This window comes from Desulforhabdus sp. TSK (assembly GCF_022836495.1).
Taxonomy (GTDB): domain Bacteria; phylum Desulfobacterota; class Syntrophobacteria; order Syntrophobacterales; family Syntrophobacteraceae; genus Desulforhabdus.
In genome coordinates this window covers 78,080-96,965 of the sequence record NZ_BQXM01000018.1, presented here as the reverse complement: position 1 = coordinate 96,965, position 18,886 = coordinate 78,080, and the positions used below count along the sequence as shown (strand labels likewise).

The window sequence follows — 18,886 nt, the reverse complement described above, 5'->3', positions numbered from 1 at the left end:
AAGGATTGAATTAAAAGAATCTTGAGTGGGTGGAAAAAGGGAACGACGAGACGGGTCTATTGCCGAAAGCCGTGGCGGACGGCTTCCTCACCGCCCATTTTGGACTGAATGCTCGCCGCCGTTGATAGGCCGCCAGATCTCTGCTCTCCAAGAATGAAAGCAGCTCCTGTTTGTAGGGGCCGTAGCCGGTTTCGAGATCTAGCCCCAAGTTCTTCAACCAGTTGCTGAACTCTTCCCACCTTTGCCGTTCAGGATGGTCTTTGGATACGTAGCGTTCTTTGAAGTAAAGCACTTCCTGTCGCTCTGTTGAGCGATGATCGAACACTTCAATGGCCTGACGTCTTAGATTTACTTTGATTCTCTCCTGCAGTTCGGGAAAGACTTTACCTTCAAAATCATCGTATTTGAGCAGGGAGACTTTGCCGGATCGCTTGTGGATCTTGACAATATCAACGTCCTTAAGATCCCCGTACAATACCTCGGCGCACCCGACATAGATGCGCAAGATGGGATGGAGCTCCTGAATGAGGCTTCTCTGGATGAAGAGTGCTTGATGATCAAGAAATCCAAACGAGGTGTCATCACAGAGTCTTGTAATTACCTCCGGATTCCCGGCAGAAAACAACAAAGCCTGGCTTTCTTCGAGCGCCGCTTTGTATCCACCCAGGAAGGTTTTGATGTCGATGCGGAGTTCGTCGGGGAGATGTTTGAATGGAACTTGCTTTCTGAAATTCGAAAGCGCAAGGTACACCTGAAGATCATTCCGCCTGAGCTCGAATGCCTTGGAAAGAGTCTCCTCTCCGAACCTTTGCATGAACAAATTCTTGGCTTTATTGGTCGATCCGACTTCCTTTCGAAGGTCATCATACCGATCAAATTCGTCCTTTGTGGGAACCCGCCCGAGCTCGAGCATTCTTGCCCAGAAGGAGTCCAGCAGTTCTGGATTCCGTTCGTAAATACCCGGTCTTCGAAGTCGTGGGCTTTTCTCCCTTACTGGACGAATTCTCTGGCTGAGCTCCACCCAGTTGATTGTTCGTTTGGTACGATTTGAAAGGAATTGCTGTTGGTCGGAAGGGGAGCGAAAGACATAGAAAATGCCAAGTCCGACCGCGACAGCGGAAGTGTCAAGGACATCTTCAACGTAACGTTCGAGTTCATCCTGGTGAAAATACTTTTGAAATGTATTCCTGCTTGTGAGGATTCCATCCTTGTACGGCCGGCCCAACTGAGCAGTCGATGAGCTTGCAATCAGCGTGGAAACGACGAGCAATTTACTGCTCAGTTTGTAAGCCTCGTGCAAGACCTCCATGCGCTCGACGGGATCTTCAATGACGTTGAGTACGAAACCAAGGTTGACAATATCCACAGACTCTTTAAAGCCATTGGGATAGTAAACCGGATCCCACGCTGATACATTGAACCCCATCTGCTGCAGCCGATTGACATCATCCCCCTGGCCACAGCCATAATCCAACAGGCTTGCAGCTTCGGTGAGGAAACCATACTCGAGAAGTGTTTGTATTGGCCTGGAGAATTTATATCGCACGATAGCGGTCTTGTGTCTCAAGACTGGAACTTTTTCCGTCTGAGGTAATGTGAAAGGGCCATTTGATTTCAATAGCTTGTGCCCTGAGTAGCTCAGACCCTTCTCTTCTAGAAGAGACTCCCAATTTCTTTTGAAGCCGATGATCTTTGGATCTCGATAGAGTCCCTGAGCTTCTTCCTCATCGGTAAGAGACTTAAACTCATCAGCATAGGGATGAGCGCATCCCAAAAGAGCCTCCTTGCGATGCAGTATGGGTGGATTATCCGAATATTGGTAGTGGTGCACTCTGATTCGGCCAGTGGCCAAGTTGATTGTGATTGATGATTGAAGCTCCGGATGAGGCTGTTCAAAAAAGTTGGGATAAGAAAGAAAGGAGATCCGAAATTCCCAAAGAGAGAACTTAATGACGTTAAACTCCGGACCTACTTCAAATTGCCGCTTGATCTGCTCCACAAGGCCGAGCAGTTTCTCTGAACGGGATGGTAAGCTCTCGGCAAAAACATATAGAGACTTGTTGATCCTTTTTCCGAACGGGAGCTCCGACACGCATTTTATGAAGTTTTCATGATTCATGTGCCAGGCTTCTGTATAAGTTCGGCGGTCGCAATGTCCAAAAATTGCTTCTGCAGAGCAGGTGGCATACTGCGAAAGCGTGCAAGCAGTCCTTCAACTTGGAGTTTATCCAGGCGCTTTTCCGCACTCTTGCAGAGTTTATTCACTACTTCCATATGTGGAGGTTCCAAATAAGCTGGGGCTCGGTTAATGCGCTGCAACAGCATCTGGCAATCTTCCGCTCTCATGCCCGTAATTCGTGCCGGATCGGTACAATTCTTATTGATCCAGTCTTCAGCAGCTTGCTTACGCTGAGCAAGTACATGCTCGGCAAAGCGCTTATAGACCTCATCCGGGGGCCAAACCGGTTCGGCATCATCATCATTCGACCCAAGGATCTCGCTTTCTGATATCCGCTTCTCAATCATTGAACGAAGCTCCGCCGTTGGAATATTGAGATCACTCCACAGTGTAAAATCCCTATCAAATTGGACGAGCTGACGGACCATGGTGCTCAGGTCTTCTGCGCTAACCTCCTCACCGGCATAAATGATCATCAGGTCTTTCACTTCGGAGTGTGCATTCCGAATCCCTTGAACATCGCAAATCTCTAAATTCCACAACTGTTCATAGCGTTGTTTGTGCCTCTGAATTTGCTCTGTGCATGTCTTTTGAAAGATCTGGAGCTGTCCTATCTTCTTATCGATTTCGGGCACGTTCCCGTTTTGGGCTCTAGCCTGTTGCAGTGTTTCAGTGAGAGAATTGCATTCCTTGCGCCACTCTTTCAGTTCAGCCACTTTGGATTGATCAGAGACTCGGCGCCCAGTAAGAAATGCATTGGCTCTTTCCACAATGTACAAGAGTCTTTGCTGCTCCTCAACCCGACCAATGACTCTGTGTACATGCCGCTCCAGCTTTTCAGCAAGATCCGGCAGGTTTAGCGCATTCAAATTACGACATGCCGTATTAATCATGCGATGCCTGAAATCACCGACCTGAGCAGAAGAAAGACAGTTCTGTTGTCTCAGCCACGGCTCAAAGAATTGCATAACGGCTACTCGCACCCTTTCGATTAATTCCTGAATCATGCTGAACTGCTCACCAGTCCAAAACTCCTTTTCCCGGCGCATATTCTGGTAACGTTCAGCCAGTGTTTTTCCGATCCAGCCCAGGCTTCCCGCATCCTGTTGCGCATATGCCCTTTCAAAGGAGCGCTCTTGTTTTTCAATCTGCTCTCTGTAATCCTCAAGAATTTTCAAAGAGCTCTCAGCCTTTTCCTGAAGTCGTTTCCATCGTTCGTAGAGTGCTCCCGATGGCAAAGGAATTCGATCTCTAAGCGTGTCGGCTTCGTCCATATATTCCACGCAACGTTCATGCGCCGTCTCTAAATCCCATCGAGATAACAAATCCTCCCATTCATTGGCCTCAGAGGGCAGGACATAGCGCAATTCGCTCGCATTCAGAACGGCCAGATCTAGAAAGTTCCCGGAAAGCGCTTTACCAACCCAAGAGGCGGGAGTAGTTTCTTGCCCCCCCAGCATGAAGGCAACACTGTCTTGACGAGGAGCGACAAAAGCCGCCATCAGAATAGCTGCCGAAGCAATGTTGAATCCGTAAGGTGGAGCCGTCAGAGATACAAAAACATCTCCAAGCCGGAGACTTTTCTCTTCCTTCAACTTGCTGTCAAGCCAGACAATAATTTCCCGTATACCCTTGTGGCTTGGATAGAGTGTCGGGTCCCCCTTCTGATCCAGAACCCCCCAAGAAAGCGGGCCACTTTGTAAAAGTGATCTGGCACGGTTCTGTGTAACGACAGGTCTCGAACTGATCCAATTGAAATTGAGAGTTCCCTTGAATAGCTCTGCTGTGATTTCTCGGCAGTCCTTTGGCCCATTGCCTCTTGCCGTCTTAAGGCCATCGAAGGGGAATGGGACCGCTTCAGGATATGCCCACTCAAAGAGTGAGAATGTCATCAGCTGAAGCCGCGTACACTCACCATCGAATCCAGGTGGGAGAATGTAAAGTCGTTTCTTGGTGAGCTCTTCCTGAAGCCGTTGCAGCTCATCTTGGAGCTGCAACTTATGATTCTCAATAAAGTGCCCGAACCTCTGCTTATCCTCCTCCGCAAGGGATGTAGAAAGAACGAAGAACTCGGATAGAGCCCGTCCAAGCCTTCCATCTTCGTCTTGCATCAAGACGATGAGTAGAGGAATTGGAGATGTGCATCCAGCCTTCTGAAGAGTATCACGCAAATCGGTTTCGATTGAGCTCCGCACCAGCTCTAATCTAGCATCACGCGGGACGTAGGCATAAATGAGCTGTCCTCGGCAGCTGTCAGGTTTGATTGCGGACTTCCAGTCCCTGAAAGCATTCTCGAGATCCTGCCGCAAATATTTGGTTTGGGAACAAAACGTTTGAAATCGCCACTCGGTGGTATCGATCCGCTTGTTCGTGGAAAAATCGGGATCCAGATCACCCAATCCGGCCCAATTCTTCATATGAGCGGCAAAGATCTCTTCGACCTGCTCGGCTGGGATTTGTTGCGTCTTCTGTCTTAGGAACGTCAGGAATGCGCTGCGTGGAACAGCATCTCCGATGATCTCATACCGGTTGAAGCGGTCGTTCCATTCGATGACGCCATATTCTGTGCTCAGCTCCTCAATGGCCTGCTTCAAACGCTCGATGGGCAGATCACAAACCAGGGAAAGCGCCTGATGAACCTCCTCCTGATTCTTCACTTTGATGCCGATCTTAGCGGCTATTAGTATTGAGATCAGGGTGTGGCGTTCATCATCCGAGAGATCATTGTGGTATCTTTCCTCAACAGCTTTATATGCCTGAGCGACTGCCCCTTTGCCGCCATCTTCTTCCCGTGCAACCAACTCATTGATAAGCGGGCTAACCAGATCATCGACTCGGCGGCTAAGGCAGAGTTGACTCGCTGATATTGCCCATGGTTTATCCGTCTCGGGGACGCTGCGATTCGCTTCAAGCTCAAGAATGTCTTTGACTATTGTGATCGTTGTACGGTCTTGCAGTATGTCGTCATTTCGGCAAAGGAACCATGCTGCAAAAGGGCTGAGGGGCCAACACCCCTGCACAATGACCTTATGGAAGCGATCAAGATCACGCCAGACAACGTACTTGTTCGCTCTAGGAAAGAATCTCTGGCTGAGCTCGTAATAGTCACGCCACTCTTTCTGCCCCCCCGAAGAGAACAGGTACTTCTGAAGAAAAGACTGGTTCTTTTTTTCAATTAGGTGAGCGATCAGTGTTTCAAGGTTGCTTGAGAGGTAATACTTCTTGGCGGCATCATAGCGGGTCACATATCGTTGTAGAGAGCTCTGCCCCAACCGTGAGATTCGCTGCAAATAGACTTTAAGGTCATATTGAACAAGGCATAACATAAAACAGCGGTCTGCATTGTTCTGTACACCTTCGAAGAGCTGCTGCAAAGCAGCATCACCCGCTATGTGAGGCCTATCGGCAGCGAACTCGAGGTAACGGCCGAACTCATCAAAAAGGATAAGCAAGCCCAGAAATGGGCCATCATCTCCGCAATAGGCATGGCATACTGTCTCGATGAGTTGCTGAGGTGTTTCCTGGCCGGTAGCATTGATGTAAGTGCCATTGGTAATTTCGTATATCTCATTGACCCGGATATACGTGTCCTCATCCCGCTCCTGTAATCGCTGCAGAATATCCTGTTTTGTACTTCCAGCTCCGAACCGCTCAACGAACTCTTCGTTTCGAAACTCATAGATTCTTTCAACAAACCTTTCTGCAAGCTGGAAGCGGGGTGAAAGCTCTTCTATCGCCTGTGTGCTGACTCCATGCGCTCGCATCTGAACCAGCACCTGGCGGCTCAGTTCAGCGGCAAGATCAAAATTGCCCATGCCATTGATGGCCAAGACGAGATAAGGTCGCTGGAAAACGCTAAACTGATGGCGTAGCCGTCCACCAATCTCGGAATCCGCTTCTTCGATGTGCTGTAAGATTACATCGGCAATCGTGCTTTGAGGGTTTGAGAAAAGGGTAGCCAAAGTCAAGGCAAGATGTGATTTGCCTGTCCCATACCCTGCAATGGCTAAAGCAATGGGCAGATCTGAGCTGTGTCCTTTTGTCAAGCACTGAGTGACTTCGACAGTAAATCGGGCTGTGTCTGTAAGAGGAGCGCTGCCGGCATCCCTCAGATCGTCCTCTGAAATCCCGTGGTATGCAGGCCCATGAAAAACGAACCCGGCAGCAGCCTGGTCCCTGCGCTCGGGGTTCTTTTCAAACCATCCGATTTGTACTGCACCATCGAAAAAAAGGTCACGCCTAAAGCCGACTAAATCCTTGACCTGTGCCATCGTCGATCCTTTCACGCCAGATCCTCATAGAGCATTCGCCATAGAGAGCTGGATTCACTCCTGCGAGTGAGCACCCACGGGTGCATTTGCTTATCTATATCAACTACGCCTCTCTCTTGCAGCAATGCCAGTACCATTGTGCATTGCTCATCGTTCCAGCCGCAGATTCTTCGAAAGTAGGTGCCTGATTCGAAGTCCGAAAGAGTCACTTGGCCGGCGTTCGGGAAACAGAATTCCCATAGAGAGAGCAGCAAGACTCCGTAACCGTTTTGAAATCCCCGAAGTAACGGAGCGGGTGTTCGTACCAAACCCTGTTCACCGCGGACTATAGCTCCTGCACCTTTCAGAGCTGCAGGTTCTTCATAAGTGCCCATAAGCGGGCCAATCAGCGAGCGATTTTTCCTCCCGCAGATACTCGCCAGGTACTCTTCCAAATCATTCTCAGAAAAGGTCATTCCCAAGACATCACTGCTCCGACCAAATGTCAGGTGCCATATCTCGGCGCCTCCATTTTCACGACACAAGTGCAAATGGGCCAGCCACTGTGACAAAGGCTCGCTGAGGTTGGCATCTTCAAGGAGTACGGAGCGACCAAAGGGTGTCAACACTGGGCGTTTCTGCCCGGGAGCTGTACCTTTTTCAACTCGGATCAATCCCATGCCCGAGCAGTAGTTTAGAATGGCGGGGACTTTTCCCGAGGATTGTCCTACTGGAATCCCCGTTTCGGCAGAGATCTCTTTGTATGTTCCCTCGCCACCACGTGCAGCTAGACGAAGAAGTGATGAAAGATAGATTCTTTCAGGAATGAAGGTTTGGTGGAAATTAACTGGTAAGCGAACCGTTTCTTCACCTTTTTCCATGACTTTCCTTGCCCTTCCTATCCTCTCACTCTCTCGTTCAAGGCAGAGATCTTTATTGCAAAAGCCTTGTCCTCGAGCCTTCCCGTCTGATGGTTCATGGACGGACCGAGGGAGAAGCACTCACCCTTTCCTAGGCCCGTTAGACGCCTCCTCCAAAGTTCGGCACTTTCTCCGACAGTCGCCTCGAGGATTTTTGCGTATTCTTGCACTTCGGTTTCGGCTGGTCTAAAGAAGAGCTTGTGAGATGCCTGGAAAAGCCGATGCCTTGCATCCTCACGGAGGTTCCGGAGTGTCTGAGTCGCGAGGATCATGGAGAGACCGAACTTACGTCCTTCTGTCAGAAATTTTGCGATGGGGCTTTCCTGACTGTGATCCAAGTTCTGAATTTCATCCAAAACAACTACTTTCGGATGACGCACATCTCCGCTCGCCCGAGCAAACCAATAAAGATCAATGAGCGCAAATTCCGTTACGAGACACCCAAACTCCCTACCGCACCCCTTTAATTGAATAATATGCGCGCGGCTCTCGCGGTCGTCATAGAACCTGAGCCAACTCTCACGATCTTCCTTGCCGAAGGGGTCTCCATCAACAAAAGGCTTGATCTTGCTGAGCAGACTGATCGCCGTCTCCTTCCGCCCACCATCCGAAACATATGCATGGAAGAGATCGATGAGACGCTCAAGGTTCATCTCCGCTCCATGGACTTCTATGCCATCTTTAATGCACTCATAGAGCAGGCTCTTTTGTTGATCACCGAGGCTATAAACGGAAGCGAATACGCTCATAACCCGTTGTGCAGTGTTGTTGGGTTTCTCAGGGAGTATTTCGTCGCCAATGGACGAGAGTTGCCGCCGGAATGGGTTTATCGGAAGGGGCTGAGAGTAGATGAAGTGCTGCTTTGGATTGAGGATATTGAGAGTCTCCTGTTCGAGCTGGGCCTTCTCAAATCCATCTGTATAATCGACAATGACTGAGTTTTGCCCCTTCATGCCCAACTCACATAACAGGGCCTGTATTGCATACGTCTTGCCGGAACCGGACCTACCAAAGAGGAGAATGTGCCGATTGGAAAGCTCCGGATGACCGAATTCCCAAAAGACCTCACGTGACCCCTTCAGGCTGCGGCCAAGTAGGATGCGCCCGGGAATGCGGGGATCTTCAGAAAAGACTGATGGAGCAATGGATGTCGCCAATGGCTCTTGTACTTCCATCTCCTCCATCTCGACAGTCTCGATCTCGGCAGGAGCTTCTATATCAACTTCCTCTGGAGAATATGAGGTTCCCGACCGTGCCTCGATCGTTTCCTCTGCTGCTTCCTCACCAGGAGAAGATGTTGACGATACATCTCCAACTTTCTCGCCATCCTCTGATTTCAAGAAAATCATGGTTTCGGGGAGAGGCAGACAGACTGTTTCACCAAGACAACAAACCTTGTGGACAAGCCCCGTGCCCCCGGAGATTACTTCAATGCCAAGGTTTCCAATATCGTTTTCGAATTCCCATTTCTTCTCGACAGTGAACCGATCGCTCGTGCTATCGGTCCAAAAGGCAACGACAGCGGCCTGCCAGCTTATGTCAAAGCGTCCTTCCCCCAATGTCTCAAGAGTGGCTGTCACAGCCTGCTTCGAAATACCCGGGCTCACCACGCTTTTGCTTGCGATAAGTCGCTGAAGTTGCGCCCACCAGAAGCGCTGATCGAAGCGCCCTGATTTTCCACAGCGAGGATGGAAAATCATTGAGAGATGCCTGAGGCCGTTCTCCAACTGTTCGTGAGCCTTCTGCAAGTGAGCTTCGGCCTGTTTGGCCAATTTGCATTCGATCAGCTGTGCTGCAACTTCGATTCGGCCATTATCTCGGAGGAAAACGACAAGCCTCAAGAGGTCTGGGCGTTCGCCACTCTCCGCCGTGTCGAACCAATGACGGAAGGTGTCGAGAGCCAAGAGCTCATCGCACAAAAGCACACCACGAGCCGGCAGTTCGGGCAGACTGATTCGCACCAAAGTGTAAGCGATAAGGTCTCGGACGTACTGACTGGGACCGGTTGCTCGCACCAAAGACAACCCGGAAAGCCTTCGAGACTCCTGAACGAGCCGGTGGGATGCCTTTGCGATCTCTTCATGCCTCCACGGGCCAAACAGACCATTCACCTGGTCACGAATAGCCCGCTCTACATCCACGAGTGAGGATCTCTCAGTTGAGATGGTATAGTTGAGCTCTCCGTGCGCTCCAAGTCCGGATGAAAAACCGATGATCTCACGCTTCCACGCATTTGACGAGGCATTCTGCCTTATGAGTTGCTCATCAATGCTGCTATCGAGGCAGACAACCCAAGTCGCCCTTTTGTGCAATTCATCTACTATGGGCATCCAAGGGGTATAGTCACCGCGACGTATCACCAGATATTTATGAGAGGCCGGATTGCCCGGATGCTTAAAGCGGGCACTCAGCTCGGCGTGCAGTGTCGGCAGTTCAAATTGCCGGTTGCTGACGATCCGACTGCGTTCACATGCCATGGCTGGATGAGCCTCGGCACAATGCGGAACCTCGACGATCGGAAATTTCAGGAGATAATCCCAACAGCTGTAATATGGCATCGCCGCGCAAACATCATTGCCTGCTGATCCCGCGTCGATAAAGTGTGGCAGCAGCGCCACATCAACTTCGAAGGCCTCTCTGGCAAGCAGATGGATGTAATCGTTCCTATCCTTCACGACACGCTGTGAGATGGATAGCTTGCAACCCGTATAGGCAGACTTGCCATTGTCCTGTGCGACGCTCCATCGTCTTCGCCATTCCTGCAGCCATCGGGATATCCCCTGGGTCTCGTTCACCCCGACAAAGATCGTCAAAGAGAAATGGTATGGAGGTCCAGGCTCTTCAACTTCTGCGTCTTTTAGCTTTGCCCGCTGCTTGAGAAAGGTATCGATACCCGCGATTACTGTCTGAAGATCTTTGACATTCAGAACGCATAGAGAGAGACCATCGCATACGTGTGGGTATAAGTCTGTGTACTCGGTCAGAACGCGTGTGACAACTTGGGATTCCCTCGATTGCCGGAACAAATCACTGTCTGACATTTCCTCATCGTCAGGTGCATCGTATCGGAGCAACATTTTGACCGACAGCGTCTGACCTTTGGGACCCGCCTTTCCGAAACGATGGATTAGCCCCAGTGAGGCTACATCCGTCTCCAGGTCTCTGTTGCTATTTCGGACAATTCCGAAAAGCGGGTATTTAACGGTTGCCATATCGCAGATATCCTGCCACATGGATTCACGAAGCTTCAACCCGCTCAGGTCGTTTAGAGCCTCTTGCATTCTTGTTGCCAAGCCATGGAAGAGGAATGCTTCACGGTGATGCAACATCTCGATCAAACATGGATGTAACCCGGTGATTGCAGCTGCTTCGACGTGGGGAACCCAAACCGTATGCGAAAACATCTCATCCGGCTGTTCGCGCAGCAGCATAAAAGCTTTGTAGAGCAGTGGGGCAACCGGCGAGAGCTCTTCTGTTCCATCATAGGAGAGTAATCGGCTAAACGCAGCCCTGGTCTTCTTGAAAAAAGTGTCTCCCCATACCTTATCTAGAGCAGTAAACCATCCCCGATCAACTACAGCCTCGAGAAACTCGCCAAACGCGGTGGCAAGGTCCTTGAGCACCGGAATCATCGGATCCCCATCAGCAATACCGGGAGCCTTGAGGAGGTTGCGGACCTTAAGCCCATTAAGACTGAGATTCAGGATTCGGTTTGTCTCTTCCTCATCCGGTGCGAGAAAAAGCTCGTCGAAGTAGGGGACTGTAAATACAGGCAGACAGTAGCCGGGATTCTTTTGCATCTCAGTATGCACGGCTTCGGCAAAGTTCCAAAGAGTACGGTATGGCTGTGTCTCAGGAAGCTGCCACTGGAACAAACGGACCATTTCCAGCTCATCGTCGGCCACAAACTCGACTATAAACTGAAAACCTGGCGTACTCGACTTGTGTCTCTCCAGCTTCAGATCATCTATCTCTTCGACCTGGCAAAGAAAACTGGAGACTTCAATGTGTTTTGTTTCTCCTTCTACGACCGTCTCTATTCTCAAGTGATCCAGGATGAGCGAATCAATGCCGCCAAGGCATCCGATAATGAGCCCGCGTGCGTCTTCGTTGTTCTCGAAATCATGACGGAAGCATTCAGCCCGGAGCCTGATCTCATTCAATGCCTTGCCTGACTGTATGCCTTTGGTAAAACATCGCGCTTTAAAATCGCTGAGTGTACGCCATACAGCAGTCAGTACTGCCTCGAGGGGCGGAGCATCGATCTTCTGTGGCTTTAGCTTATCCCCCTTAGATGGAGGGCTTTTGATCCCTAGAACCTTATCCCTGATAAAAGCAAAGTCGACTTTGATCAGACGAGTACGGGCATCTACGTCGTTCTTCAGGACGTAATTCCGCATGCAAGCGACAAAATCATCGAGGTCCGTGAAGGGATCCGGCAGCCCATCGATTCTGCCCGCTTGAAAATTCTCCTCGAAGAGATCGATCTTCCTCAAGGCTTTGGCTCTCTCTGATTCCTTGAGGTAGTCTCGATAGCTGAAGAAGCCCACGGCATCCTTTAAGTAACTCGAGCCCTTTCGCTTGAAGGGAATATCGCGCAAAGGAGGTAGGCCCCAGAATGGAAGCCCTTCGTGCAAGAGGGCCAAGGCATCACGACTGTCTTGAGCTCCATTGAATGCGATACCTTCAAGAAACTTTGATGCCTGAACCAAGTCACCGGTTCCGTATCGGTAAAGGGTTTTCAGGAGATCGTCCATCTCCTTGATGTCTTCCTTGTTCCAGGAGATATGGTGAGCATTGAGGAGTCCCTTGATCCAGCCCTGAAAAGTGCCTTTCAACTCATCATGCCATAAGCGGGCTGTATCGACGATGTAGAAGTCCTGCAGGCTTGCTCGGTCAGTCGCCTTTTCTATGCCGATGAGTACCACGACAAGGTGCTCAAAATCGCGTGCGCATTTCATGTTGCGGTAGTGCGTCATCCGATTCTCGAGGTCTACCCAGCCATTGTCTGCAATGCAAGTAAGAGCAGCTCTTTCAGGATCGGTCGGCGATGCATTCCACTCCGACCATAGCGCAGTTCCGACTCTAAAGACATACTGGACTTGGTGTGTCCCTGATGACAGGAATTCTGCTGTCTCCCTCATGGATTCCCATACGACATCAGGCGGGAAGGAAGAGAGAAAAATGCGAAGCTCTCGACCGCCCGTTTGACTTGTCAGCGTTTGGCGGCAGATCGTCACCAGGTGATTAGCCAGCGTTTGTGCAAATACCCCCCGATTCATCGTTCAACCTTTCTAGTTCTGAGATCTCTGCCTTGGCCGAAAGGATTTTGAACCAACGACACTGCATCGGATAAGGGAATCAAAAAGCCGGTGGCTCTCAATTTATCCTCAACCCAGCTCTGCTCGACGGAATGGAGTGTGAATCTCTGATCGGGAAAAGTCCACTGCACCGCACGGTTCAACAACGGGCCACTCATGGCGATGCCGTAGTGTAGGTACAGTTGGTTCTGAAAAGAGTTGAGCGTCATGCGCTGTCCGGGCGGAACGAGTGCAAGCACTAGAAAACGTAAAACCTGGTCGGTCATGGCGAATCTTGGATTGGGACCCTTATAGGGGATGATGAAATCCATACTCTTGGCGAGTTTAACGAGGAGCAAATGCGCCTGGGCGTCGGCATCCTTGTATTTCCTTGGATCGTTTCCGTAATCTCCGAATAGTTGAATATCCGGGTGCCTAATGGCGCCATGGACCATTTCCTGGATGCGTACGAGATTCCGGCTGGCTGCATCCTTCAAGACAGAATCCCCGCTTTGTGGATCTGTTACGATCCACGCAAATCCATTGGCACCGCCAAGATTTGAGCTTTCTTCACTAAGACCTGTCCACTTGCGAGCCGACTGTGCGCAAATGGACCGCAGTACCTGCAATACACAGCCGAGCTTTAACATTTTAACTTTCTCTAAAGGATCGATTCCAGCATCACAGAGATTTGCGATCTCACAGGCAAATAAATAGCCTTCCTTCCAACTCTCAGATGGACACCACCCGCAGGTCATAGGTTTAAATACATCTTTATCCAGTTCCTGCTGCGTTTGCCTATCTGCGCTGCTGATCCACTCTGCCAGCTTGTCTATGGATGACGTAGTTTCAAAGAGTTTGTTGATGCCATTCTCAATTCTGCTCCTCAATTGAAGGCGACTACCCGCTGAGTAGCCGATCTCCTGCTCGAATAATGCCGCCTCCTGGCTGTCCAGTTTCTGAAAGAGATTGCATAGTTGAAGAAACAGCACCTCGCCACCACGGGCCATGAAATCATGGTTTGATACTACGAACAGGCCGCTGTCTATTGCACCATGCCAGGTAAGCTTTGGTTTTTTAAAAGCATCCTTGTGTTTCCAAATGGTTTCACGAGCAATAAGTTCAGGGCAAATAGGAAGAAAGGTATGAGTACACCATGTGCGACTTTTGGCGATACCAGTGAATCCTGTAAGAACTTGCTCAAGCAAAGTGAGTACCTGATCCTTCGTAAGGGATGAGGATGTCTCTATCCTGTTCAGTAACTCCTCGGCTATTATCTCAAAGTGGTCACGGTGGCATGCATGACGTGTCTCTAACCTAGATGTAGCCAAAAAAGCGAATAGTTTGAGAGATAGCCTTGCTGGAGGCGCATACTTCAATGTTTCGTTATCGTGCCAAGATTTCAATACGTCGATATCAGGAAAACTGCGTTCCCAGTTCCAATTCCCATCTCCTACCCGCTTTCTGGAGATGAAAAGAAGAAGGAGTTCCGCAAGATATTCTATGCTGGTTTGGTCTGCATAGAAACGCCGCCCGAACATCTGAATGGCCGGGTTATTGTCTTCTTCCTGGTGACCGAGTCGTGGAAAGCGTTCGATCGTCATCCTATCACCTGTAATTTCTCACCAATGATCAGTTTGCGGACATTAAAGGTGCCATTATTTGTGAATTCCAGCAGTTGCACACCGTCCATTTGACGGTATGATTCAAAATCGAGGAGTTCAGCCTTAAAACTTTCCAATCTATCTGCATACCCCGGTTCAATCTTCTGCCCTATCTCACCCATACATCTCAGCATGACAAAATCGAGAAAAGGCAATTCCAGGGCCAGCTGTCTACCGGATATCCTATCGGCCAGTTTGAGAATGTACCGTGTTGATCTCGTTGCTGTGCTTGCTGGGTCCATAGTGATCGAAAAGACGCTTTTCGGGACCCTGGCAAGGAGGACTTGAACGGTTTGGCGCAGCTCTTCATCGCTACGCTTTAGGGTGATGTAGAGCTCCATATCTCCGTTCTCCTCCGAAAGAGGCATTCCAGTAAACTGCTCTTGAAGAACGTGCAGAACTCTTTTTTTCAGATCGTTCTTGACGACAACATTCGCGATTCGGCCGTCCCTTTGCCATGCCTCCATTTTGACCAGCATGGGAGACTCCAAGAAATTCGAAGGAAAGCCCTCGAGATCATCAGTCATATCAGCAAAGAGATAGAGCAGTCTTCTCACCTGCTGGCGCAACCGTCCCAACGGAACACCGCTGCTCGTTGGTCCCAAACGGATTAACTGGCAGAGCTTCACAAAGGCACTCTCCAGTGAAGATGCAATTGCGGGCTTAACACCCCCCTCATTTGTCCACAACCGGCGATCTAACGATGGGTATGGCTTTGACCCCAGCTCGAGGGGGAGCAGGTACTGCACAGCTGTCAGTCTTTCTCCTCGCTTTTCCGGAAGGGAACCCTCAAAGCCGAAGAAGCGATTGAAAAAAAGAAAATCTACCAGGTCTGGGGGGATCGGCTGAACAGCTAAATCTCGCACCGAACGGCAATCTAGACCCGCCGTAATGGAATAGGCCAAATGACCTGCAATCTGGCGCATGGTCAAGCGATTCCCGTATTCATATAGTCGACGATAAATCCATTCAATCCTTTCCGCTACCATATCCAACCGTTCCAGAATTGCGGAGATATTGATATAGATAGGGCAGTTGCCGGCGAGATCGCATTCAGGACACTGTTCCCAATATGGTGCGGAGGCTATCTTCTGGAGGAGAATCCGGGCAGTAGCAAGGTTGTCAATCCTGGCCAGATTGACAACCTTGATGGGTACAGATAGACCATCAAGCAGGCCAGGATCAGGACTCTCCAAGAGGCTGAGGGCTTCATTCTCGAGCTCGATCCAATTCAGTCCGGTGTTTCTTGCTAGACCTTCGAGTGTTCCAAGGAATGTCCCAGTGTTGGTGACGATGAGGCTGCGCTCGAACTGCTGATCAGTTTTGCACACCTCTTTCATTGCCGCAATGCGGTGCTCCTCGGAAAGCTCGCTCATATCTTTGATCATGCGCACTTTCCGCCCTTCTGTGGTCATGATTTCTTCCTGCTCTCGCAATGGAACCGGAAGTCGCTCAGCCATTGGAATTCCCTTGAGCTTCTTATAAAGTTCAAGTCCAATAGTCGACTTACCGTCACCTGCATGACCGGTGAGAACAACGTGACCCCCATCTGGAGCTATAAGGAATCGCTCGATGATCTCAGTGACTTCAAGAGGAACATGAATGTAGCCGAAGAATTCATTTGTTGCTTGTGCTTCCGCTAGCGCATTCTCATTCTCCGCCGTGACATTGTGGAGTGTGTTCAAATAAGATACAAATGGGTTTCCAGACTCCTCCTCATATGTGCGGGGCCGAGGCAGGCGGAGCTCCTCCCGGATGTCCTCAAGCAACTCTGGTTCTGTCGGCGGATTAAAGATGCACTCAAAAGCATCTCTCATCTCTTGTATTGTCTTGAATCGGCATTCCTCTAGCGGTTGAACAGCCTTGAGGAGCCATCTACCCAGTTCGGGTCGGACATCCAAAACCTCGTGCGGAGCTTTTGGTATGGAGCTCAACTTTGGTGTCTCATCAAATGGTGCACAGCCGCACAGCCACTCGTACAGGGTCACCCCTAACGCAAATAGGTCGCCACTCTCACGGAAATCGATGTCTATTCCTTGAAGTAAGTCCGGAGCTATATAACCTGGTGTCCCCATGAAAGCACCTATCTGTGGCTTGCATGCCGTACAGAAATCAATCAAGACAGGATTATTCTCAGAATTCAGGATTACGTTATCCGGCTTGATGTCGTTGTGGAGCAGCGGCTCACTATAGTCTGGATCGTTGTGCATTCGATCCAGCACTTCAAAAAGACAACGAGCAATGCTCTTAAACATCTCGAGTTCAGGCCGATCTCCATTGTCAATCATGGAGCGAAGAGTTCGCCCTTCGACCAGGTCAAGTACGAGAAACATCCGCTTGTCGCTCCATATGCCGTCAGACTTGCAGTGGACAACATACGGCGACTTCACACGTTCGATGCTCGCTTGTTCGGCATCAATGCGTTCACGGTCTATTTCATGATTGAAGATCTTGAGGGCAACAGTATGTTTCGCTCTACGCCTCGCCCTGTAAACTTGGGCCTCTCTGCCTTCAGCCAGGAAGGACTCGATCTCATACTGCTCGTGAAATTCGCCAGGTTCCAACCTGCGGTTGGATGGCAACGAAACAGGTGCCTCACCGGGACGTATCTGCTCAAAGTCGATGAGGAGGCGTAATGCATTCTGCGGCCGTTTGGCAGGGTCAAATTGGATCAATTCCAGAATCAATGTCCGCACCAACTCGGGTACATTATTCTCTTCCAATTTCTGCAGGGCTTTATCGTCCAGCGATCCTCCACATTTTTCGAGGTCCAAAGAATACTTGAATGGCGGCTCTCCGCAGAGCATTTCAAACAGCATTACCCCTACACTGAAAAGGTCTGCCCCCTCTGTAAGGCTATCACCTCGAAATACTTCTGGGGCCATATAAGGAGACGGTTCCAGGACGGATGTCTCCGGAACTACCGTTACCCGATCCTCCTCGAGGTAATAGGACAGATCGAAGTTCATGAGTTTTGGAACACCCTTGGAGATTAGGATATTCTCTGGTCGCAAAGCACGGTGGATGACTGATTGTTCGTGAATGACCCCCAATCCCTCTAAAATACCATGTAATATCGGATAAGCATCCTCAAAGCTCAGGGGCTTTTTCTGCCTGATAAGGTCAGCCAACGTCCCCTCTTGCGACCAATCCGAACCCTCTATGACAAATCCCTCATCATTGGGAATTTGCCAAACCTTAAGAACATTCGGATGATCTGAGATACGTTCAAGAGCCCCCAAGCTGTTCAGAGATTCCGCGCGTTGTCTCCTCTGCACATCTGGAGGTACAGAGAGATCAGGGCAGAAAATGCGTGCTCGTTTGATTGTATGAAGCCGTCTTTCGGTTGGTCTTATGAGGAACTCGAGCTTCTGCCTGCTCCTGGTCAAGTCTTCTACGATCTCAAAACCTGGGATGTTCAAGCATTGCCTGGGCTTGAGCTTCAGCTGCTCGCGCAGAAAATTCGCTACCTGCTTCAGTTGAAAGGGCTTGAGTTTCTTTGTCTCTGGGATTATGGGTAGGCCCCCAAGGCGATGGTTCATATGTTTGATGAGCGTGGCCGTTCCATGGAAAGTAGGATTGTGTCTGTCCGTCTTGTAAGAGTCGGAATCATGGACGATAGCCTCGTCATTGGTCAGTACGACGATCGACTCGACCCAAATTCCCGGTAGCGCTGGAAATGATTTCAAATAAAATGACTTCAAGAGCTTGCATTTAAAACCATTCGAGATATGGGGATCGTCACGATAGAATTTGCGGTTGATCATCCATGCATGTGGACAGATATCTATATCTCCTGACCAGTGCTTAAGTTCAATAACGGCTAACCGGTCTTGGCAAATAGCAATCAGGTCACACTCATGGTACTGATTAAATCTCGGGTCAAAGACTTGGTAATTTGGAATGAATTCAATGTACTTCTCTAGAGCATTTGATATCGTGTTTATTGCATGCTGCTCGGGAGTTACTACATTCAATAGACTTCCATAAGTCGAGCTAACCTCATCCATGCTTACAACATGGTTAGCATCATTAGCTTTCTGTTGATCTTGATCTTCAACACCGTTTGGCAGCATTTTTTCTTGCGATAAATCATCACTGTGCTTCCGTAGCTCATCATACTGTGGGGATGGAAGGTGATCGAGAATGTAGTGAATGAGTTCTTGTCTATTTTGCCTGTTTTGTAGCAAAATATATAAGTCGGTATCTAGGTAGGCGTATTCTACAAGATTTCTAATATCGCCTGGACCCCCTACAGTCTTCGCTTCTGCAAGCGCTTCCTCTTTACCTTTGTGCGCTACAAGGTGCCAAAAGCCATTCTTTCTAAGGTGGAAGAAAGGATTATGAGGTCTATTGCTATCTTCTGGCCTTGCGAATTTAATAAATATATCTGTGAAAAGCTTTATTAAAAGCTCATCGTAATAGAATTTATTTTGAGTGAATTTTCCGTCTTCAATACCTTGAAGTAATGTCAGAAAAAGGAGAGCTTTATGTGGTTTAGATTCAGCTTGGCGATCCGGAAGTATAGAATCGATCCTTTGCTTGAGGCCATCTTTATCTTTCATGCTTGATC

6 protein-coding genes are annotated in these 18,886 nt (G+C 49.5%); all 6 read right to left on the bottom strand.

Annotation, left to right across the window (positions count from 1 at the left end; all coding sequences use genetic code 11):
* Nucleotides 1-10: 10 nt before the first annotated feature.
* From MWC30_RS12280 to MWC30_RS12255, 6 genes are read right to left on the bottom strand one after another with little or no spacing between them, the layout of a single operon-like run.
* Entirely contained in the window at nt 11-2,119 is a 2,109-nt protein-coding gene (locus MWC30_RS12280; RefSeq protein WP_244084479.1) for a DNA phosphorothioation-associated putative methyltransferase, read from the bottom strand.
* A complete protein-coding gene (locus MWC30_RS12275) occupies nt 2,116-6,450 on the bottom strand; it encodes a hypothetical protein (protein ID WP_244084478.1) in 4,335 nt (1,444 codons plus the stop codon). The genes MWC30_RS12280 and MWC30_RS12275 overlap by 4 nt, the downstream gene beginning before the upstream one ends.
* A gap of 11 nt (nt 6,451-6,461) precedes the next feature.
* Nucleotides 6,462-7,310: a DUF4007 family protein gene (locus tag MWC30_RS12270; RefSeq protein WP_244084477.1), complete on the bottom strand. Its 849-nt coding sequence runs from the start codon at nt 7,308-7,310 to the stop codon at nt 6,462-6,464.
* A gap of 17 nt (nt 7,311-7,327) precedes the next feature.
* Nucleotides 7,328-12,631 carry an ATP-binding protein gene (locus tag MWC30_RS12265; protein ID WP_244084476.1) on the bottom strand — a complete coding sequence of 1,768 codons (5,304 nt, stop codon included), beginning with the start codon at nt 12,629-12,631 and terminating at the stop codon, nt 7,328-7,330.
* Nucleotides 12,628-14,253, bottom strand: a complete 1,626-nt coding sequence (locus MWC30_RS12260; RefSeq protein ID WP_244084475.1) for a hypothetical protein — start codon at nt 14,251-14,253, stop codon at nt 12,628-12,630. The genes MWC30_RS12265 and MWC30_RS12260 overlap by 4 nt, the downstream gene beginning before the upstream one ends.
* A complete protein-coding gene (locus MWC30_RS12255; protein ID WP_244084474.1) occupies nt 14,250-18,878 on the bottom strand; it encodes a protein kinase in 4,629 nt (1,542 codons plus the stop codon). The genes MWC30_RS12260 and MWC30_RS12255 overlap by 4 nt, the downstream gene beginning before the upstream one ends.
* Between the last annotated feature and the right edge of the window lie 8 nt (nt 18,879-18,886).

What these genes read in the sequence shown, in the direction of transcription:
- MWC30_RS12280 (WP_244084479.1), bottom strand. Translation starts at nt 2,119, where the DNA reads ATGAATCATGAAAACTTCATAAAATGCGTGTCGGAGCTCCCGTTCGGA.
- MWC30_RS12275 (WP_244084478.1), bottom strand. Translation starts at nt 6,450, where the DNA reads ATGGCACAGGTCAAGGATTTAGTCGGCTTTAGGCGTGACCTTTTTTTC.
- MWC30_RS12270 (WP_244084477.1), bottom strand. Translation starts at nt 7,310, where the DNA reads ATGGAAAAAGGTGAAGAAACGGTTCGCTTACCAGTTAATTTCCACCAA.
- MWC30_RS12265 (WP_244084476.1), bottom strand. Translation starts at nt 12,631, where the DNA reads ATGAATCGGGGGGTATTTGCACAAACGCTGGCTAATCACCTGGTGACG.
- MWC30_RS12260 (WP_244084475.1), bottom strand. Translation starts at nt 14,253, where the DNA reads ATGACGATCGAACGCTTTCCACGACTCGGTCACCAGGAAGAAGACAAT.
- MWC30_RS12255 (WP_244084474.1), bottom strand. Translation starts at nt 18,878, where the DNA reads ATGAAAGATAAAGATGGCCTCAAGCAAAGGATCGATTCTATACTTCCG.